The sequence below is a fragment of the Pseudidiomarina terrestris genome (genome assembly GCF_030466405.1).
Lineage (GTDB): Bacteria > Pseudomonadota > Gammaproteobacteria > Enterobacterales > Alteromonadaceae > Pseudidiomarina > Pseudidiomarina terrestris.
This window is the reverse complement of sequence record NZ_JAGGJF010000006.1, coordinates 16,383-36,142: the sequence shown is the minus strand read 5'-3', so window position 1 is coordinate 36,142 and position 19,760 is coordinate 16,383. Positions and strand designations below refer to the sequence as shown.

Annotated in this window: 16 protein-coding genes; 10 read left to right on the top strand and 6 right to left on the bottom strand. The window is 52.3% G+C overall.

The window, feature by feature from the left end:
* Positions 1-63: 63 nt before the first annotated feature.
* The 4 genes from J6J34_RS10970 (at position 64) to J6J34_RS10955 (ending at position 5,118) form a co-directional block, all read left to right on the top strand.
* Positions 64-1,263, top strand: coding sequence for a thiamine pyrophosphate-dependent dehydrogenase E1 component subunit alpha (locus J6J34_RS10970; protein ID WP_301721887.1), 1,200 nt, complete (start codon positions 64-66; stop codon positions 1,261-1,263).
* The gene (locus tag J6J34_RS10965; RefSeq protein WP_301721889.1) at positions 1,263-2,240 is read left to right on the top strand and encodes an alpha-ketoacid dehydrogenase subunit beta; all 978 of its coding nucleotides are present in this window, start codon (positions 1,263-1,265) and stop codon (positions 2,238-2,240) included. Before J6J34_RS10970 ends, J6J34_RS10965 begins: the two co-directional genes overlap by 1 nt.
* A gap of 14 nt (positions 2,241-2,254) precedes the next feature.
* Positions 2,255-3,835, top strand: a complete 1,581-nt coding sequence (locus J6J34_RS10960; protein ID WP_301834758.1) for a dihydrolipoyllysine-residue acetyltransferase — start codon at positions 2,255-2,257, stop codon at positions 3,833-3,835.
* A gap of 116 nt (positions 3,836-3,951) precedes the next feature.
* Complete coding sequence (locus J6J34_RS10955; RefSeq protein WP_301721892.1) at positions 3,952-5,118, top strand: energy transducer TonB; 1,167 nt, start codon at positions 3,952-3,954, stop codon at positions 5,116-5,118.
* Here the strand turns inward: J6J34_RS10955 and J6J34_RS10950 are convergent.
* Together J6J34_RS10950 and J6J34_RS10945 are read right to left on the bottom strand one after the other, a co-directional pair.
* Positions 5,115-5,900, bottom strand: a complete 786-nt coding sequence (locus J6J34_RS10950; RefSeq protein ID WP_301834760.1) for an SDR family oxidoreductase — start codon at positions 5,898-5,900, stop codon at positions 5,115-5,117. The two genes, J6J34_RS10955 and J6J34_RS10950, sit on opposite strands and share 4 nt — an antisense overlap.
* 3 nt (positions 5,901-5,903) lie before the next feature.
* Positions 5,904-7,442 carry an AbgT family transporter gene (locus tag J6J34_RS10945; RefSeq protein ID WP_301774096.1) on the bottom strand — a complete coding sequence of 513 codons (1,539 nt, stop codon included), beginning with the start codon at positions 7,440-7,442 and terminating at the stop codon, positions 5,904-5,906.
* A 79-nt stretch (positions 7,443-7,521) separates the two neighbouring features.
* On the opposite strand from J6J34_RS10945, the gene rnhB reads away from it, so the two are divergent.
* On the top strand, positions 7,522-8,088 hold the full coding sequence (rnhB, locus tag J6J34_RS10940; RefSeq protein WP_301774097.1) for a ribonuclease HII: 567 nt from the start codon (positions 7,522-7,524) through the stop codon (positions 8,086-8,088).
* 8 nt (positions 8,089-8,096) lie between these two features.
* Here rnhB and argE read toward each other — a convergent pair whose 3' ends face one another.
* On the bottom strand, positions 8,097-9,266 hold the full coding sequence (gene argE / locus J6J34_RS10935; protein ID WP_301774098.1) for an acetylornithine deacetylase: 1,170 nt from the start codon (positions 9,264-9,266) through the stop codon (positions 8,097-8,099).
* 51 nt (positions 9,267-9,317) lie between these two features.
* Positions 9,318-9,908 carry a hypothetical protein gene (locus tag J6J34_RS10930; RefSeq protein ID WP_301834764.1) on the bottom strand — a complete coding sequence of 197 codons (591 nt, stop codon included), beginning with the start codon at positions 9,906-9,908 and terminating at the stop codon, positions 9,318-9,320.
* 170 nt (positions 9,909-10,078) lie between these two features.
* Here J6J34_RS10930 and J6J34_RS10925 point away from each other — a divergent pair, with 170 nt between their 5' ends.
* The 3 genes from J6J34_RS10925 to J6J34_RS10915 are packed head-to-tail and all read left to right on the top strand — an operon-like array spanning position 10,079 to position 13,948.
* Complete coding sequence (locus J6J34_RS10925) at positions 10,079-11,011, top strand: isopenicillin N synthase family dioxygenase (protein ID WP_301899030.1); 933 nt, start codon at positions 10,079-10,081, stop codon at positions 11,009-11,011.
* Between the two features lies 1 nt (position 11,012).
* A complete protein-coding gene (locus tag J6J34_RS10920; RefSeq protein ID WP_301834767.1) occupies positions 11,013-12,761 on the top strand; it encodes a bifunctional metallophosphatase/5'-nucleotidase in 1,749 nt (582 codons plus the stop codon).
* Positions 12,758-13,948 (top strand): multidrug effflux MFS transporter, encoded by a 1,191-nt coding sequence (locus J6J34_RS10915; RefSeq protein WP_301721902.1) that lies wholly within the window; start codon positions 12,758-12,760, stop codon positions 13,946-13,948. Before J6J34_RS10920 ends, J6J34_RS10915 begins: the two co-directional genes overlap by 4 nt.
* Here the strand turns inward: J6J34_RS10915 and J6J34_RS10910 are convergent.
* Positions 13,945-15,507, bottom strand: a complete 1,563-nt coding sequence (locus J6J34_RS10910; protein WP_301899029.1) for an AbgT family transporter — start codon at positions 15,505-15,507, stop codon at positions 13,945-13,947. The two genes, J6J34_RS10915 and J6J34_RS10910, sit on opposite strands and share 4 nt — an antisense overlap.
* A 145-nt stretch (positions 15,508-15,652) precedes the next feature.
* Between J6J34_RS10910 and J6J34_RS10905 the strand changes: the two genes are divergently transcribed.
* On the top strand, positions 15,653-16,549 hold the full coding sequence (locus J6J34_RS10905) for an MBL fold metallo-hydrolase (protein WP_301899028.1): 897 nt from the start codon (positions 15,653-15,655) through the stop codon (positions 16,547-16,549).
* A 47-nt stretch (positions 16,550-16,596) separates the two neighbouring features.
* The gene (locus tag J6J34_RS10900) at positions 16,597-17,226 is read left to right on the top strand and encodes a peroxiredoxin (RefSeq protein WP_301721905.1); all 630 of its coding nucleotides are present in this window, start codon (positions 16,597-16,599) and stop codon (positions 17,224-17,226) included.
* Positions 17,227-17,300: 74 nt separating this feature from the next.
* Here the strand turns inward: J6J34_RS10900 and fadE are convergent, their stop codons facing one another.
* On the bottom strand, positions 17,301-19,757 hold the full coding sequence (gene fadE, locus J6J34_RS10895; RefSeq protein ID WP_301899027.1) for an acyl-CoA dehydrogenase FadE: 2,457 nt from the start codon (positions 19,755-19,757) through the stop codon (positions 17,301-17,303).
* Positions 19,758-19,760: the final 3 nt, after the last annotated feature.

Here is a 19,760-nt window from a genome sequence, read left to right as displayed (position 1 = left end):
CTATTTGCATGTCAGTTGACGTAAAGGTAAAGTGAGCGCAATTTTTCTGAGAACGAGAAAGTTATGGCAAAGGATAAACAACACCAGCTTGAAATCGTGACCGAACCGAAGTTTATCGACGGTTCAGCGTTAAAGATTCCAATGCTTCAAATCCTCAAAGAGGACGGCACTGTGCAAAAGGGTGCTCAGGTACCTGAGCTCGATAAAGAGCTGGCACTGAAGATGTTCGATACCATGCAGTTCATTCGTATCCTCGATGAGCGCATGATCGCTGCACAACGACAGGGCCGCATCAGTTTCTATTTGTCTTCGCTTGGTGAAGAGGCCGCAAGTATAGGTTCAGCGGCGGCGCTTGATGACGGTGACATGATCATGGGTCAATACCGTGAACAAGGCGCTTTAGCTTATCGCGGTTTTACTGTTGAGCAGTTCATGGATCAGTTGTTCTCAAACGAGCGCGACCTGGGCAAAGGTCGTCAGATGCCAGTGCACTACGGCTCCGCAGAACTTAACTTTATGACCATTGCCTCGCCATTGGCGACGCAAATCCCACAAGCTACCGGCTATGCCTTTGGCCAGAAAATGGACAAGTCGGGCACCTGTACGATTTGTTACTTTGGTGAAGGCGCAGCCTCGGAAGGTGACTTCCACGCGGCACTGAATATGGCTGCGGTCTACAAAGTACCGGCGATATTCTTCTGTCGTAACAATGGTTACGCTATCTCGACCCCGTCACAGGGTGAACAGTATGCCGGCGATGGTATTGCTCCGCGCGGTGTGGCTTATGGTATGAAGACCATTCGTGTTGACGGCAACGACATTCTCGCTGTCTACCAGGCGACGCAAATGGCGCGCAAGCTTGCTGTGGAAGACAACGAGCCGGTGCTGATTGAGGGCATGTCGTATCGTATGGCGGGTCATTCAACTTCGGATGATCCAACCGGGTACCGTACTCGTGACGAAGAAGATGCATGGCGTGCTAAAGACCCGCTGGCACGCTTCCAGACCTACTTGATTAAGAAGAAATGGCTCACGGAAAAAGACGCCGAAGAGATCTTTGCCGAAAAGAAAGCGGCAGTACTCGCGGCACTGAAAAAGGCCGAGAAAGTGCCTGCGCCACATATTGATGAGCTTATCAATGACGTTTATGACACCCCGCCTCAGCAGCTCAAAGAGCAGCTCGAGCAATTGAAAGCGCATATTCGTAAGTACCCTGAAGCGTACCCGAAAACAGCGTCACGCATTGATGGGGGAGAGAAGTAATGGCGAAGATGAATTTATTACAGGCCATCAATAGCGCACTTGATATCGCGATGGCAAAAAGTGAGAAAGTCTATAGTTTTGGTGAAGACACCGGCTCTTTTGGTGGCGTGTTCCGGGCAACCTCCGGACTGACAGAAAAATACGGGCGTCATCGTAACTTTAATACGCCACTGGTCGAGCAGGGTATTCTGGGTTTTGCTAACGGTCTGGCCTCACAAGGCAGTTATGCGATTGCTGAGATTCAGTTCGGTGATTACATTTTTCCTGCGTTTGACCAAATCGTAAACGAGTCCGCTAAATTCCGCTACCGTTCCGGTAACGAGTTTAATGTTGGCGGTCTGACGATTCGCACACCTTATGGCGGTGGCATCGCAGGCGGACATTATCATTCGCAATCCCCGGAAGCTTATTTTGCGCATACCCCGGGTCTGAAAATTGTCATGCCGCGCAACCCGTATATGGCCAAAGGTTTGTTGCTGAGCGCAATCTTTGATCCAAACCCAGTATTATTTATGGAGCCTAAGCGCCTGTACCGTGCCTCTACCGGTGAGGTGCCTGAGGAAGAGTACAGTCTTGAGCTTGGTAAGGCAGACGTTGTGCGTGAAGGTAAGGATCTGACGATTGTTGCCTGGGGCGCGCAGGTCGAAATGGCCGAAAAAGCTGCCGATAAAGCGGCCGAAGACGGCATCGATTGCGAGATTATTGACCTCGTAAGCCTGCTGCCGTGGGATGCCGAAACCGTGGCAAAATCAGTGATGAAGACGGGCCGCCTCGTGGTGACCCAGGAAGCGCCTCTGACCAGCGGTTTCGCAAGCGAAGTAGCTGCTACAGTGCAGGACAAATGTTTCTTGTACCTGGAGTCGCCAATTGCCCGTGTATGTGGCCTGGATACACCTTATCCACTGTGTCACGAAAAAGAATATTTCGTCGATCACCTGAAAGTCTACGAAGCCATTAAAGCTTCGATGACCTATTAAGAGGGCCGGGACTTATGAGTAAAGATTTTATTTTACCGGATATCGGCGAAGGTATCGTTGAGTGTGAAATCGTCGAGTGGTTGGTCAAAGAAGGCGACACCATCAAAGAAGATCAGCCCGTTGTCGATGTTATGACAGACAAGGCGCTGGTACAGATCCCAGCCAAAGATGATGGGGTCGTGACCAAGCTTTATCACCAACAGGGTGACATCGCCAAAGTACATGAGCCGCTGTTTGCGGTCGAATCGGCAGATGACAGCGACGAAGAAGCCGCTGCACCTGCTGCTAAGGCCGAGGAACAGCCGCAATCCACTGCAACAGCCGAGTCATCGAGTGCCGGCTCTTCAGTGACTGATTTCATTCTGCCGGATATCGGTGAAGGCATTGTTGAATGTGAAATCGTCGAGTGGCAAGTCCAGGAAGGCGATACCATTGAAGAAGACCAGCCCGTTGTCGATGTCATGACGGACAAAGCTCTGGTGCAGATTCCAGCGAAAGAACATGGCGTGGTGGAAAAGCTTTATTACAAGCAGGGCGACATTGCCAAAGTGCACGAGCCTCTTTTTGCGGTGCGCGTTGCCGGCGATGGGTCGTCAGAGTCAGACTCTTCTGCTCAGCCAGCTGCCGCCGCGTCAACCGCAACCAGCACCGCTCAACAAGGACAGGCAGAAGCTCCGGTTGCTGCTCGTCAGGGTAAGGCTATTGCCAGCCCTGCGGTGCGTCGTCGCGCCCGTGAGCTTGATGTGGACATCAGTAAGGTTTCAGGTTCCGGTGCGAAAGGCCGCGTCATGAAAGAAGACGTGGAACAGCACGTCAGCGGTGCTGCCGCGGCGCAGAGCCAAGCCGCAGACGCTCAGGCCGCAACGACCTCTACCAGCAAGCCTGCAGGTGGTAAGCGAACTGAGGCAATTCGGGGCGTAAAAGCTGCGATGGCCAAAGCCATGACGGAATCGGTCAGCACCATTCCGCACTTTACCTATGCAGATGAATTTGATCTGACTGCGGTGATGGCGCTGCAGAAACAGCTGAAAGAGCGCTACAAAGATGAAGGTGTTCGCATCACCATGATGCCGTTCTTCATCAAGGCGCTGTCGCTGGCCCTGAAGGAATTCCCGATCATGAATGCGCAGGTCAACGATGACTGCACCGAGATCACTTATTTTGATGATCACAATATTGGCATGGCGGTTGATACTAAGATCGGGCTGCTGGTGCCAAATGTGAAGCAAGTGCAGAATAAGAGCCTGATCGACGTGGCCAATGAAGTCACACGTCTGACGCAATCTGCTCGCGAAGGCCGTGTTGCGCAGGAAGACATGAAAGGTGGCACCATTTCTATCTCGAACATTGGGGTAATTGGCGGCACAGTAGCGACCCCGATCATCAACAAACCTGAGGCTGCGATTGTCGCCTTAGGCAAAGTGCAGGAGCTGCCGCGGTTTGACGCTAATGGCAACGTGGTCGCACGCAAACTGATGACGGTGAGCTGGTCTGGAGATCATCGCATTATTGATGGCGGCACTATTGCCCGCTTCAACAAGCGCTGGCAGGAATTTCTTGAGGATCCAACCTCAATGCTGGTGCACATGGTCTAGTTTTCTGAGCTGCAAGAACTGACTAAAAAACCCGCATTCGTGCGGGTTTTTTTGATCCCGGCCGAGTCTCGGGTTAGTATCCTTTAAACATAACAATAACAAGAGTATCAAGGTGTATGTCTGATAGCCGTTTAATCCCAGCCCATCGCAAAGTCTCTCGTCTTCGTCCTTTGCTTTCGGCAACACTTCTTGGCCTTGCAGTAATGAGTGCCTCGGTCAGTTCAGCAGTCCATGCTGCACCTGTAGTGCAGGAATCAGCTAAACAAAATTTTCAGGAAGTGTACCAAGCCTTCCAGCAGGCTGAGGCAGACCCAAACACTCCGAAAAGCGAGTTACAACAGTTAGCATTTGCGTCTTACATGCGTGGACGTGAGTATTTCGGCGCGGACCATATTAATACCGCCAATCTGGCGCTGAACCACTTATTGCTGTTGGATGCCGCACAACGGGTAGGTGAACAGCAACATGCGCTGGCAGCCTTGGTGGTAAGAGTTTTTGAGGATGAGTACGGGTCGTCGGCGATTGAACTGTTAGATCCTTTATTGCTGGCATTGGAGACCATGCCAGAGGTGAACGAAGAAAGAATTTCTGACTATGAGCTGAAGTTTGCCGAAATTTTTAGTGCCCGTAAAACCGAGAATCCGACCTTTGTCCTGGCAGTGAAGACAGCCATGGCCGAGCAGTTATTAAGACTGAACCAAAGTCGACCGAACCTCTGGACGTCACTTTACCAGGACAGTAGAGAGCAACTTGGTGAAGATCACCCAAGTACCATTAAAACCGCCTTTTACGCCGCGATGGAAGACGCTGGCAATGATCGGCTTAAAGCAGCGATCGATAAGCTTGAACGAGTGGTTTCTGCTGATGCTGCAGGTAAGTCGGCAGTGATTCAGTTGCAGTTGGCGGCCTATTACCGTCTGGTAAGCTTCTACGGACGCTTGGATGAATACGAGAAAGTGACCGCAGCGCTGACCCGACTGGGTCAAATGAATAATGAACTCGGTGGCGGTTTGGTTGAGGAAGCTTTGTTTCGGGTCACCCCAGAGTTTCCTGCAGCAGAAGCGCAGGCGGGTCGTGAAGGCTCCGTTGAGCTGATTTACGATGTCGGCCGCAACGGGCGGCCGCAGAATATTCGCATCGTATCAGAAACCAGTGCCGCGTTCGGTCAGTCCGCCCGCGATGCTGTTGCTGGCTGGCTGTATGTGCCGGCATACGAAAATGGGAATCCGGTGGTACGCAAGAATGTTGAAGTGCAGCTCGATTTCGCCCTGCAAAAAGACTAACGCTTAGCTATCATCCGCCTTACCAGACCTGGAGCGAAGCGCTGTAAAAACGGCGCTAGCTTAGATAGGCCCGAGCCGACCACGACCTCAGCTTTTTGCGCGGCTATCGCTTGCAGTGAACGTCGCGCACATTGTTCCGCACTGATGCCTCCGGCATTATCCGGATCGGCTTCACCTAAAGCTGAGCCATCACCGGTCAGCGAGTTGTGCGCAACCTGAGTATTGATAAAACCGGGTAGGATAGAGGTGACACTAAGCCCATATTCGGCGGTTTCTGCCCGTAATGAATCCATAAAGCCAATGACACCGAATTTGGCGCCATTGTAGCCACTCCGCAATTTGGTACCTACCTTACCTGCGACTGATGATACCGTCACAATATGGCCGCTGCGCCGTTCAACCATGCGTGGCAGCACCAGCTTGGTCAGGGCAATCACAGCAAAGTAGTCGATTTCCATCAGTTGCCGGTACACCTGCATGTCGGTTTCGAGAATCAGTGAACGTTGCGAAATGCCGGCGTTATTGATCAAAACATCAATGACCTGGTCACCGAGTTGCTGCTGCGCTTCGCTGGCAGCAGCTTCAGGTTGACTCAAATCGAGTGCCAGCACCCGATGCCGATCAGGATGAGCGAGCGCTGTGCGCACCTGCTCCAGGACTTCAGCGCGGCGTGAGGTCAGGATAAGATGAGCTCCCGCCTCAGCCAGTTGTTGCGCCATGGCTAAACCGATGCCTGAAGAGGCACCGGTGAGCCAGACAGTTTTGCCCTGAAAGTAAGTCATGGCTTAACCCGCCGCTGGGTACATGTAATTCGCCTGAATACCAAGCGGAATACCGAGCATCCAGTAAACGATCAAAAATGCTGACCAAAGTACCAGCAGACTCACAGTAAAGGGCAGCATTAAGGCAACCAGAGAGCCGATACCGGTATCTTTCACATAACGCTGACAGTAGAGCACAACCAGCGGGAAGTAGGGCAGCAACGGCGTAATGATGTTACTGGTGGAGTCACCGACACGGTAGGCCGCCTGAGTTAAGTCAGGTGAATAACCAAGTTGCATCAGCATCGGCACGAAAATCGGTGAAATCAACGCCCACTTGGCGGACGCTGAGCCGACAAACAAGTTAATAAAGGCGACCAGGAAAATTATGCCAACCATGGTCACGCCGCCGGACAGCTCGAGCGAGCTAAGGAAGGTCGCGCCTTTGATGGACAATAAGATACCCAGGTTAGAGTCGCCAAAGGCCTTAATAAATAAGGCACAGAAGAACGCCATAACCATGTAGTAGGCCATGCCTTCCATCGACTTTGTCATCGCACCGATGACGTCCTGGGAGTTGCTGAAGTTGCCAGAGATATAGCCGTGTACGATACCGGGCAGAATGAACAGCAGGAAAATTAACGGCACAATCATCTGCATCAGCGGCGCTGCAAAGGAGGCCAGCTCACCTGTAGGATCGGCAAGCGGCGTATTTTCAGCGGTTGCAGCGAAGTACAGTGCAGCGAGGCCAACGACCATGGTCAGAACACCGGCATAAAACGCTTTACGATCGCGTGGTGTGACATCGTCAAGCGCTGGCATGTCTTCCTGATCACCATCAATCGGAGTCTTGCTCAGGCGCGGTTCAATCACACGGTCGGTCAGGTACCAGCCGACGGCGACCACAATAATCGACGACATCGCGGTGAAGTAATAGTTGTTCAAGGGGTTTAACTGTATCGCTGGATCGAGAATTTTGGCAGCAGACTCGGTAAAACCTTGTAACAGCGGATCAACGGCCGAGGGTACAAAGTTAGCACTGAAACCACCCGAGACCCCGGCAAAGGCAGCGGCAATACCCGCCAGCGGGTGACGGCCTGCAGCATAGAAAATCACACCGCCCAGCGGGATCACCAGAACATAGCCGGCATCGACCGCAGTATGGCTGACAATAGCAATCAGGATCAGCACAGGTGTCAGCAGGAGCTTGGGCGTCACGTTAAGCATCAGCTTGATGGCAACATTAATAAAGCCGCTGCGTTCGGCAACACCGACACCGAGCATAGCGACCAGCACCACACCTAAGGGCGCGAAGCCCATAAAGGTGCCGACCATGTTGGCAAGAAAGTCTGCCATCGCCGCTCCGCTTAACAGGTTTGTGACTTCAACGTTTTCACCTGTTAAGGGATGCACCGCATCAAATTGTACGCCGGAAAGCAGGAAGCTGAAGACCCAAACAATGATCAGCAAGCCAAAAAACATGACGGCTGGATCAGGAAGTTTGTTGCCGACCTTCTCGACTTTGTCGAGCATGCGGTTGAGCAACGAGGATGATTCAGACATGAGAAACCCCTTTAAGTATTGTTATTATTCGTCGGACGAAAGTATCATACCCCATCACCGAAGAAGCACAAGAGACACTATGATTTGCGGAACAGATGAAGCAGGGCGGGGACCTATCGCAGGCCCTGTAGTTGCAGCGGCCGTTATCCTTGATCCGAGACGCCCGATCCTGGGTATCAATGACTCGAAAAAGCTATCGGAAAAGAAACGCGAAGCATTGAGCCAGGAAATTAAAGAGAAGGCATTGTATTGGTCGATCGCGCAATGCGATGCCGATGAAATAGATGCCATTAATATTTTGCAAGCGTCGTTACTGGCGATGCAACGCGCGGTTGAAGGGCTGGGCGTGACACCGGAAAAGGTCTTGGTTGATGGCAATCGGTTGCCGAAGTTAATCGTGCCAGGTGAAGCTATCATCGGTGGTGATGGGCTGCACGAGTGTATCGGTGCAGCCTCCATTCTAGCCAAGGTGGAACGTGATCGACAGATGCTGCTTTGGCATGCACACTATCCTGATTACGACTTTGCCAGACACAAAGCCTATCCCACCCCCGGGCATCTGGAACTGCTCCAGCGCTTTGGCGCATGCCCCATCCACCGGCGTAGCTTTAAGCCGGTGCGCCGGGTACTGGGCGAGATTGACTAAGCAGTAGCCTAAGCGGTCTTCAGGCAGACGCGGCTGATAATGGTACGTAACTGCTGTTGTGCCGGAGCAATTTCATCGAGTCGGATAAACTCGTCAGGTTGATGTGCCTGAGCAATGGAACCGGGCCCCATGACAATGGTCTGGCAGCCCAGCTCCTGCACGAAAGGTGCTTCGGTACAGTAGTTGGCCGGTTCAGCGCAGTTCCCCGTGATCTCTTGCACGAGTTGCACAATGGCAGAGTCCGGATCGCAGCGATAGCCAGGAATAGCTTCATGCAGATGCTCGAGGCAAATAGCCTGTGGGAACTGCTGTTGCAAAGGCTTTAATTTGTCATCGATGAGACCGTACAACTCGTCCATCTGCATTCCCGGCAATGGCCGCAGATCAACGTGCATCTCACAGCAGGCACAGATGCGATTAGCCGCGTCACCACCGTGGATATTGCCAAAGTTCAGGGTTGGATAGGGGACGGCGAAATGCTGGTCATGGTAGCGTTTCTGGAAGTCGCGCTGCAGTTCCCGCAAGCCGGAAATAACATCGTGCATCACCTCAATAGCGTTGAGTCCCGCCCCCGGATTTGAACTGTGGCCACTTTTACCCGTTACCCGAATGCCTTCGGTCAGGTGACCTTTGTGCATGGTCACCGGGGTCATCGAAGTCGGTTCACCGATAATGGCGTAGTCCGGGCTTAGCTCGCCGAACGCGGCCAGCTCGCGGGCACCGGCCATGGTGGTTTCTTCGTCTGCGGTGGCCAGTACATAAACAGGTTTAGTGAGGTCGCCCAGATCTAATCCGCGCAGGGCTTCAAGCACAAAGGCAAAGAAGCCTTTCATATCGGCGCTGCCAAGTCCGTAAAGCTTGCCATCGGCTTCGGTAAGCTGGAAGGGATCCCGGGTCCAGCGCCCTTCGTCCCAGGGCACGGTGTCGGTATGGCCGGCCAGCAGCAGACCGCCGCGGCCATCACTGCCGGCCGGAACGAATTTGGCCAGCAGATTAAACTTGCCGCGCTGGCGCGTTAGCTCGTTGATACTGACAGAAAAACCTAAGCTCGATAACCAGCCGGCAAGCTTATCGATAACGGCTTTATTGCTGGTATCCCAATGTGGGTCCAGACAGGACACGCTAGGGGTAGCAACAAGTTCGCGGTAAAGCGTAAGAAAGGCAGGCAGCTGTGACATAAGAAGAACTCCGATAACGATAGCTTATGCAGCACAGCATACCTGATTTTGTTAGAAGTGATAACTTACATCGATGCGCAGACCATCGCCAAATTCGCTATCCTGATAGCGCGCCCCTACGGCAAACTCCGGGGTAAGATAAAAGCGGCTACCGAACTGGTACTGACTGTCGCTACCAGCATCCATGTAATCAACCCAGCCGAGGCCAGCGTAGAGTTCAAAACGGTCAATGCGGGTGCGCAGGTTACCTTCAACGCCCCAGTAAGCGCTGTCTTCCGGGCCAAAATCAACCTGTCCCAGACGACCTGAGAAATCAGCGACCAGATTATGGTTAAGCCACAAATAACGACCAAACTTCAACCCTTGCGCGTCGCGGCCGTCACCAAACGGACCATCGTCACCGTCACGCAAGTAACCACTAACAAACCATGGTGCATTAAATTCATAACTGCCTTCCAGGATGATACTGTTATCGTCCGCGTCATGGTCAGCCACACCGAGACTGATAAAGTTAAACGCTTGTCGGGTTTGGGGAGCTTTGAAGGGACTGCTGTCCTGAGACTGGGCCAGCGTCGGCGCAGTCAGCATCGCGAATGCGCTGACAATGGCACTACAACCTACAAGTTTAGTTAAGGTTTTCATATTCAACACCTTCGTTACGTGAATGTCTCTTTAAGTGTGGTCATAGGATGGCAGTTTAGAAAGGTCCCTTACACAAGATTTACCTCTAGGTTTTCGCCGGTTTTCATTGTCTTTGGCGGGTAAAAAAATTACTATAAACCGTTGTTTTTAACTGTTTCCAAAGGGTACCGATGAAATCTATTCCACACATTGATATGAGCCTCTACGACCAGAACTTTGAGGCCTTTGCGCAGCACGTTGGCGAAGGGTATGAAACTAATGGTTTTGTTGCCTTAACTAAGCATGGCGTTGACCAACAGTTGATTGAAGAGGCACTGGATGCCTGTCGCGATCTGTTTGCCTTACCTGAAGCTGTTAAAAAGCAATATCATATCCCTGGTGGTGGCGGTGCACGAGGTTACACACCCTTCGGTACTGAGATTGCAAAAGATGCGAAGCACGTGGATTTAAAAGAATTCTGGCATGTAGGTCGTGAGATCGAAGGTGAGCCACCGTTCAAACAGTTAACTCCAAATGTCTGGCCTGCTGAACTCCCTGAGTTCAAAACCAAGCTGCTGCGTCTTTACAGTGCGCTCGATGCATTGGGCCTGCGTGTGTTAGAAGCGTTGGCGGTTTATTTGAAGCAACCGCGCGATTTCTTTAATGATAAAGTGAATCTGGGAAATTCAATTCTACGGCCGTTGCACTACCCGCCGATTGTGGATGAAGGAACCCCATCGGTGCGTGCCGGAGCTCATGAAGATATCAATGTACTCACCCTGCTGGTCGGCTCCCGTGAGCCAGGCTTGGAAGTACTGGCAAAAGATGGCAGCTGGATTCCGGTGACGATCATTGAAGGTGCTATTATCTGTAACGTTGGCGACATGCTGCAACGCATGACCAATGGTGTGCTGCCTTCCACGACTCACCGTGTGGTCAACCCGTCGGCACCCTATAGCCACAAATCGCGTTACTCAATTCCGTTCTTCCTGCATTTTAATCCGGATGTGGTGATTGATCCCCTGGCCAGTTGTATCAGCGATGAAAATCCAAAACGATGGGAGGCAATTTCGTCAGATGATTATCTGATGGAACGTCTGCGTGAAATTGGTTTGGTGAAGTAATATGAATCAATGGCAACGGTGGGTCTTAGGTGGTGCACTGCTGACAACATCTCTGCTAGTGGCAGGTTGTGCGCAGTCGCCGGCAGCGCAAGCCCCCGAATTTGAACTCACTGTTGCTCATGTTAACGACCATCATTCGAATTTATTACCGCACCAGAGCACGGCGCTGCAAGTTGAAGGCAAAGAGTACAGCATAGAAACCGGCGGTTTTGCGCGCGTGGTGACGCAAATCAATGCGATCCGCGCAGCACAGCCCAATGTGCTGGCGTTGCACGCTGGCGATGCCATCACCGGTACCTTGTTCTACACCGTCTATAACGGTGCCGCTGACGCGGCCTTGATGAACGAGGTATGTTTTGATGCCTTTGCCCTAGGTAATCATGAGTTTGATAACGGTGATGCGGGTCTCAAGTCGTTCCTGGATGCACTGGCAATGACGGCGAACTGCCGTACCGAAGTACTGGCTGCTAATGTTCAACCGCAAGTCGGTAAATCGCCGTTAACGCCCAAGACGCGTTGGGACAGCTTCAAGCCCTATGCGATTTTCCAGTTGGCCGGTGAAAAAGTCGGCATTATCGGTCTGGATATCGCCATAAAAACAAAAAACTCCTCGCAACCTGATGCCAGCACGCGCTTTGCCGATGAACTGGCCACCGCAAAGTTTTATATTGCCGAGTTGCAGCGGCAAGGTATTGAGAAGATCGGATTGTTGACTCACATTCAACTGCAAAACGATCTGCGTATTGCGGAGCAACTCCCCGGTGTTGATTTTATCGTTGGCGGTGATTCGCATACTCTAATGGGTGACTTTGCCGACTATGGTCTGCCGACCGTGGGACCTTATCCCATGCAGGTCACAAATCTAGACGGTGATCCGGTTTGTGTCGCTCAGGCCTGGCAATACAGCCAGGTAGTGGGCGAGTTACGGATAGCATTTAACGGTGACCGCGTGGCAGCATGCGGCGGACAGGCGCATGTGCTGGTTGCAGAGAATGCACCGCAAGCGATTAAAACATTACCTCAGTTTACTGCAGTTGCTGAAAATCCGGCGGCAAAAGAGCTGCTGACAGGCTACCAGGCGAGCCTTGATGAGCTCACTGAGACGGTAGTTGCGGATGTCAAGGCGCGACTGTGTATGAAGCGAATGGGGCCGACAACTGTGCCCGGTTGCGGCATTGGCCGCCAATCGGACGCCCATGCGGTGGTCGCTAAAGCTTTTCTTGCCAGCTCTCCGCAAGCCGACTTTGCGCTGCAAAATGCCGGTGGTGTGCGGGCTGATATCAATGCAGGCCCCTTTACGATTGCCGACGCTTATCGGTTGTTGCCCTTTGCCAATACCCTGGTGGAAGTGCAGATCACGGGTGCTGAGTTGAAGCAGGTACTCGAGCAGGCCTTGAGTTACGCGCTGTCCGACACCGGCTCTGATGGCGGGTACCCCCATGGCGCGGGCATTCGCTTTGATGTCGATTTGCAAGCCAAAGACGGGCAAAGAATCAGCCAGTTGCAGGTTCGTAGAGGGCAGGGCTGGCAAGCGCTGGACCCGGCTCAAACCTATACCATGATTACCAATAGCTTCTTAGCCGGTGGAGCCGATGGCTGGCGTTTACTGAGCAAGCTCAAAGCTGACGGGCGGGTACAGGATACTTATATCAACTATGCCCAGTCGTTCGTCGACTGGGCAAGCAAAACCAAGACGATCAAACGTCCGACTGAACACAGCACGCAAAGCTATCGGTCGTTGGACGAATGACGCAGCTGACGGTATCTGATAAAGCACGCTTTGATTTAACCGTTGTGGTGTTGGCCCTGCTCACGATGTTTGGGCCATTATCCATCGATATGTATTTGCCCGCCTTTGGCGATATCGCCGCAAGTTACAGCACTGAGTCCAACCGCGTTGAGCTATCGCTGACTTCATTTTTTCTGGGACTTTTCATTGGTCAGCTGTTGTACGGCACGGCATCTGACAAATGGGGGCGTAAACCGCCACTTTATTTTGGTCTGGTGATTTATATCGTTTCCTCACTGGCCTGTGCCTATGCGCCTAACCTCGAAAGTCTTATCGTATTGCGCTTCTTCCAGGCCATCGGTTCCTGTGCTGGCTTAGTGATTGCCCGGGCAATGGTGCGCGATCTCTATACGCCTCAGGCCTCGGCGCAAGTTTTCTCGTTTCTTATTCTGGTTATGGGCATCGCCCCGATCCTCGCGCCGCTGGCGGGCGCGTACGTGACTAAAGCCTTTGGTTGGCAAGCCATTTTCGTCATCGTCGCTGCGCTGGCAGTCGCCTGTATGGCGATTGTACATGTGCGTCTGCCGGAAACGCGTAGCTTTAACGGTGCGGTGCGGATGCGGCGCAGCCTGCCGATTTACTGGGACGTACTTAAAGATCGCGGTTTTTTGCGTTACTCCCTCGCCGGGGGCATCGCACAGTCAGGTCTGTTTGCTTATATCACCGGTTCACCGCTGGTGTTTATCGATCACTTTGGGCTGGATCCGACTCACTATAGCTGGCTGTTTGGCCTCAATGCTATCGGCATCATTGGTATGGCGCAGTTTAATGCCTGGCTGTTGCGGCGTCGCGACGCCCGCAAAATCCTCAATAAATCACTACCAGTGCTGGCGCTTATTTCGCTGCTGACCATTGTTTTTGCCAGCCTCAATGCCAACTTCTGGCTGGTGCTGATGATTGTATTTGCCTATGTCAGCACATTGGGAATGGTGTTTCCCAATGCCATGGCTGGTGCTTTAGCAGAACAGCAGGAAAGGGCCGGCTCCGCCTCAGCGGTCACCGGCAGTTTGCAGTTTCTTATCGCGGGTATTATTTCTGCGGTGGTGAATGTGGTGGGTCACATCACCCCGCTTGGTATGCTCTACGTGATCGGTGCCTGCGGTCTTACCGCAACCCTCTTGTATCGCGTCCTGCGCACCCCATCCTAAGACGGGGTGTAAAAGGTCGGTGTGGCAACGCCAACCGGCATGTCGAGGGCAAACACCCAAACAAAGAACAAGATGGTCCAACCGACCAGGAAGAAAATACTGTACGGCAACATGGTGGCGATAAGCGTGCCGATCCCCACATCTTTTTTATAGCGCGCCGCGACCGCTAAAATCAGGCCAAAGTAGCTCATCATTGGGGTGATGATATTGGTCACTGAGTCGCCAATACGGTAGGCCGCCTGAATGACTTCCGGTGCATAGCCAATCAGCATCAACATGGGCACAAAAATAGGGGCGGTGATGGCCCACTGCGCGGACGCCGAGCCCAGCATCAGATTGACGAAAGCACACATCAAAATAAACAGGAGGAACACTGACGGGCCAGTGAGACCAACCTCCTGCAGGAATTGCGCGCCTTTGATGGCAAAAATGCTGCCGAAGTTAGTCCAGCCAAAAAACGCAACGAATTGCGCGGCAAAAAAGACCAATACGATATACATCCCCAGAGTGCTCATTGAGTCCGACATGGCATCGATGACATCGCGATCGCTGCGCATGACCTTGGTGATGCGACCATAAACGTAGCCGGGTATAGCAAAGGTAATGAAGATAAAGGCCACAATTCCCCGAAGGAAAGGTGAGCCTGCGACTGCGCCGGTTTCCGGATGGCGCAGGATGCCCCATTCGGGAACTATGGTCAGGGCCAGCAATATGCCAAGCAGTAAGAAGCTTAAGCCAGCGCCTTTCAGACCTTTTTTCTCGACCGGAGTCAGCGCTTCTACTTTCTGATCGCTGAGGTCAATACTGGCTTCATCTGGGTTGTATTTGCCAAGTTTGGGCTCAACGATTTTTTCTGTAACAAAGGTACCCATCGCGGCAATCAGAAACGTGGAGATGATCATAAACCACCAGTTCGCCTCGGGGCCAACATAGTATTCAGGATCGATGAGGTTGGCTGCTTTTGTGGTGATACCAGCAAGCAAAGGGTCAACGGTGCCAATCAGCAGGTTGGCGCTGTAACCGGCAGATACACCCGAGAATGCTGCAGCAAGCCCCGCCAGAGGATGTCGGCCCAGAGAGTGGAAGATCATTGCCGCCAACGGCACCAGTACCACATAGCCAAGCTCAGACGCGGTATTTGAGATGACGCCCGCAAACACCACAGCTAAAGTCACCACACGCGGATGCGCATTCATGACCAGGCCGCGCATGGCGGCGGAAAGTAACCCGGAGCGCTCAGCAATACCTACACCAAGCAGTGCAACCAGTACGGTTCCCAGTGGCGTGAAGCCGGTGAAGTTAGTGACCAGTCCGGTGACCACGCGTTGCAAGCCTTCGGCATTGAGCAGGCTGACAACTTCGATGACCTCACCACCTGGACGCGGATCCTGTGCACTTAAACCAAGATAACTGGCAAGCCCACTAAGGAAGATAATCGCGACTGCGAATAAAGCAAACAGGGTGATCGGGTGGGGAAGTAAGTTGCCGAGCCATTCAACCGTATCGAGAAATCGAGTGAATGCGCCACGTTTTGCGGTCGTGGAATTGGCCTGCGTCATGCCATGCTGCTCCTCTGGATGTTTTCTAAATTTTTTGAAGCGGTGATTGTACATGAAAACCGACGCAGGCTCATGCCTGAGTGTATCCCTTGAACAATGCCGGCAGATCTACTACTTTAGTAAAACACGAAATAAAGGAGGTGGTATGAAAAATTGTGTTCGCAAGAGTGCCTCGACAGGTGTAGGTTCACCGAATGTGTGGGGGATTTATGAAGCTGATACAGGCTCCATCCAATACCTGGTGGCTGATCCGAGCAGTGGCGAAGCCGCAGTCATTGACGCTGTGCAGAATTTTGATCCGCGTGCCGCCCGCACCGACTTTAAAAGTGCTGATCAGATTTTAGCATTAGCCAAAGAGCATGATCTCAAGATCACCTGGGTGTTGGATACACATCCTCACGCCGATCATTTCATGGCCTCCTGGTACTTGAAAGAGCAGACGAACGCCCCGAATGCTATAGGTGAGAAGGTTACTGATATCGCCGAGCTGTGGCGTGACTACTACCATTTGCCGGAAGCTTTCAACCCAAAGGCTGATTTTGACTATTTATTTGCGGAAGGTGACACCTTCAAGCTAGGAGAGCTGGACGTTTCGGTATGGCTGTCGCCAGGCCATACGCTGGGCTCTATTACTTATATCGTAGGCGATGCTGCCTTTGTCCATGATACTCTGATGTACCCTGACAGCGGCACCTCACGCGCCGATTTCCCTGGCGGGTCGACGCAGGACTTATGGCAGTCGTTACAGCGTATTTTAAGTTTACCCGACACGACCAGACTCTTTGTTGGCCATGACTACGGTAAGGACGGCCGCGAACCGCAATGGGAAGCGACGGTCGCGGAGCACCGGCAAAACAATATTCATTTGGCTGGCGATGTCAGCGAAGCTGACTATCGCCAACTACGTGAGGAACGTGACGCCACTTTGGCTTTGCCGGATCGCATGTTGCACGCGTTGCAAGTGAACTTGCGCGCGGGAAAATTGCCTGAACCAGAAGCTGACGGTCACCGTTATTTTAAGATTCCGGCAAATAAGTTTTAAGGCATTGAAGTTCGCACACTTAAGTTCACATAGAAGAGGTAAAGATAATGGGATTACGAATTGGTGATATCGCACCGAATTTCGATATTGAAACCACCGATGGCAAGATTAACTTCCATGACTGGGCCAAGGGTTCCTGGGTATTTTTCTTCAGTCACCCGGCCGACTACACGCCAGTATGTACCACTGAAATGGGCCGTACGGCGCAGCTATCTGAAGAGTTTGCCAAGCGTGGTGTAAAGCCTTTAGGTTTGTCGACGGACACAGTGGAAGAGCACAAGGGCTGGATTAATGATGTGAATGAAACCCAGAACACGTCACTGACCTTCCCGATTGTGGCTGACAAAGACAAAAAGGTCGCAGAGTTATACGAGATGATTCATGCGGGGGAGAGTGAGACCGCGGCGGTACGCTCGGTCTTTATTATCGATCCGAATCAAAAAATCCGTTTAACCATGACCTACCCAATGAGTGTTGGTCGCAACTTTGCAGAGATCCTGCGGGTCATTGATGCGCTGCAAACGGGTGATAAACACGGCGTAGCGACTCCGGCTGATTGGGAGCTGGGCGGTGACGTTATTATTCCACCGAGTGTATCCATGGAAGAAGCGGAGAAGAAATTCCCGCAGGGCTTTAAAACCGTGAAGCCTTACTTACGCTATACCAGCGTGAAGTGATGGTCTAAAGGGCATAAAAAAAACCGCAGCGGACTATCGCTGCGGTTTTTTATTAGCCTCAGTTACTGCTTAGATCAAGCAGCGTCCGAGTCTTTTTGCTGATTTTTCAAAGCCCATTCCCGGGCAGCTTTACCTGCCATCAGATCTTCATGGGCAAAGTCGTCAACGTTGATGACCCGCAGACGGCCTTCTTCAGCACGCTTCAGCAGGGCGACTTCGTCGTCGCTTAACACGCCCAGTTCTTTGCCTTTGGCAGCCACTGTGTCAAGGAAGATAAAGGGAATGCGCTCATCCGCAGCACGCTGAACACGATCGTGCAGTGCTTCTGCTTCGATAATGTCACGCAAGGTTTGCTCCAGAGAACCGAACTGACCTTCCGGCGCCAGGAATTGGCCCTTGCCAAGACGTTCGCGGCTTGCATTAGGCTGCAACAGGATCCGTGCAACTTTGGTGTCTAAGCGGTCCGAAGGACGTTTCACAAAGCGGCCGAACGGATACATGATGACACGCATGGTTTTACCAATGAAACCAAAGTTATCCAGTAGTTCCAGCTGTGACTCCTGCAGCTTGTACAGGGTGTCTTGCATCGCCCAATGCAGCAAGGGTAGATCATCGTGCTGACGGCCTTCATCAGCAAAGCGTTTCAAGGTCGCAGAGCCAATGTACAGGTAACTCAGCATATCGCCTAAACGGGCAGAAATACGCTGCTTGCGCTTCAGCGAGCCACCAAGAACTCCCATAGCAACGTCTGACAAGAGTGCCAGGTTGGCGCTAAAGCGGTTCATTTGTTTGTAGTATTGCTTGGTACTGTCGGTGTAAGGGGTGCTGCTCAGGTGATGACCACCCAGGCCTAATGCCAGTGAGCGCACGAAATTGCTCATGGCGAAACCGATGTGACCAAAAATAGCCTTATCGAAACGCTTCAGGCCTTCTGCGTTGTGTTCAGCAGACGCCAGCATCTCTTCCAGTACGTAAGGATGGCAGCGAATCGCGCCCTGACCGTAGATCATTAAGCTCCGGGTAAGAATATTGGCACCTTCCACGGTAATCGCTACAGGCACGCCCTGATAACCACGACCAAGGTAATTATTTGGACCCAGACAGATGCCTTTACCGCCATGGATATCCATGGCATCGTCCATGCATGAACGAAGTTTTTCCGTCATATGGTACTTAGCAATGGCAGAAATAACCGATGGTTTCTCACCAAGGTCGATACCTTTGGTCGAGAGCGTGGTGACCGCGTCCATCAGGTACGCGTTACCACCGATCCGCGCCATAGCTTCCTGTACGCCTTCCATTTTACCCACCGGCAGTTTGAACTGACGACGGATGTAAGCATAGGCGCCAGTAGCCAGGGCAATAGACTTCACGCCACCGGCGCTGTTTGAGGGCAGGGTGATTGCACGACCAACTGACAAACATTCCACCAGCATACGCCAGCCTTTACCGGCCATTTCAGCACCACCGATGATGAAATCCAGCGGTACGAATACATCTTCACCACGAATCGGACCATTCTGGAATGGCACGTTTAATGGGAAGTGACGACGACCGATCTCCACACCTTTGGTATCACGCGGGATAAGTGCCGCGGTGATACCCAGCGATTCGCGGTCGCCTAACAGGTGATCCGGGTCATACATTTTAAAGGCCAGACCTAACACGGTCGCAACCGGTGCCAGGGTGATGTAACGCTTATTAAAGTTGAGGCGGATACCGACGACTTCTTTACCTTCCCACTCGCCTTTACAGACAATACCTGTATCTGGAATTGAACCAGCGTCAGAGCCTGCTTCCGGACTGGTCAGGGCAAAACATGGCACTTCCTCACCCGTAGCCAGACGTGGCAGGTAATAATCTTTCTGCTCTTCAGTACCATAATGCTGCAATAGCTCACCTGGACCTAAAGAGTTAGGCACACCAACGGTACTAGCCAATACTGTGCTGACGCCAGAAAGTTTTTGCAGTACGCGGGACTGCGCATAGGCAGAGAACTCGAGACCGCCATATTGCTTTTTGATGATCATGGCGAAGAACTTGTTGTCTTTCAGATACTGCCAAACTTCTTCCGGCATATCTGCCAGCTCATGGGTGACTTCCCAATCGTCGAGCATTTTACAGACTTCTTCAACGGGTCCGTCAAGAAAGGCTTGCTCTTCAGCAGTTAGCTCGGCCTTTTGAATGCTGTGCAGGTTTTTCCAGTTTGGAGCGCCACGGAAAAGCTCGCCTTCGAACCAGGTCGTTCCGGCGTCAATCGCGTCTTTTTCTGTTTCAGAAATCTCCGGCATCACTTTGCGGTACATTGTGAGCATGGTTTTACTCAAAACGCTGCGGCGGAACGGGGTAATATTCAGAGGCAACAATACGATAGCCAGCAGCACCCAAAGCACTGGGCCAACGATGTCAAACAGGCTGCCGATGGCAAACATGCCCACCAGGCCGAGGCTTGTCACCAGCAGCGAGGTGCGGTAATACAGTAGGCCACCGAACACTAGCAAGGTGGCGATAATCCATAAGGCGACACTCATAAT

Coding starts and splice junctions, on each gene's coding strand:
- fadE (WP_301899027.1), bottom strand. CDS start 19,757: ATGAGTGTCGCCTTATGGATTATCGCCACCTTGCTAGTGTTCGGTGGC.
- J6J34_RS10900 (WP_301721905.1), top strand. CDS start 16,597: ATGGGATTACGAATTGGTGATATCGCACCGAATTTCGATATTGAAACC.
- J6J34_RS10945 (WP_301774096.1), bottom strand. CDS start 7,442: ATGTCTGAATCATCCTCGTTGCTCAACCGCATGCTCGACAAAGTCGAG.
- J6J34_RS10955 (WP_301721892.1), top strand. CDS start 3,952: ATGTCTGATAGCCGTTTAATCCCAGCCCATCGCAAAGTCTCTCGTCTT.
- rnhB (WP_301774097.1), top strand. CDS start 7,522: ATGATTTGCGGAACAGATGAAGCAGGGCGGGGACCTATCGCAGGCCCT.
- J6J34_RS10950 (WP_301834760.1), bottom strand. CDS start 5,900: ATGACTTACTTTCAGGGCAAAACTGTCTGGCTCACCGGTGCCTCTTCA.
- J6J34_RS10960 (WP_301834758.1), top strand. CDS start 2,255: ATGAGTAAAGATTTTATTTTACCGGATATCGGCGAAGGTATCGTTGAG.
- J6J34_RS10930 (WP_301834764.1), bottom strand. CDS start 9,908: ATGAAAACCTTAACTAAACTTGTAGGTTGTAGTGCCATTGTCAGCGCA.
- J6J34_RS10965 (WP_301721889.1), top strand. CDS start 1,263: ATGGCGAAGATGAATTTATTACAGGCCATCAATAGCGCACTTGATATC.
- J6J34_RS10925 (WP_301899030.1), top strand. CDS start 10,079: ATGAAATCTATTCCACACATTGATATGAGCCTCTACGACCAGAACTTT.
- J6J34_RS10970 (WP_301721887.1), top strand. CDS start 64: ATGGCAAAGGATAAACAACACCAGCTTGAAATCGTGACCGAACCGAAG.
- J6J34_RS10905 (WP_301899028.1), top strand. CDS start 15,653: ATGAAAAATTGTGTTCGCAAGAGTGCCTCGACAGGTGTAGGTTCACCG.
- J6J34_RS10910 (WP_301899029.1), bottom strand. CDS start 15,507: ATGACGCAGGCCAATTCCACGACCGCAAAACGTGGCGCATTCACTCGA.
- J6J34_RS10915 (WP_301721902.1), top strand. CDS start 12,758: ATGACGCAGCTGACGGTATCTGATAAAGCACGCTTTGATTTAACCGTT.
- J6J34_RS10920 (WP_301834767.1), top strand. CDS start 11,013: ATGAATCAATGGCAACGGTGGGTCTTAGGTGGTGCACTGCTGACAACA.
- argE (WP_301774098.1), bottom strand. CDS start 9,266: ATGTCACAGCTGCCTGCCTTTCTTACGCTTTACCGCGAACTTGTTGCT.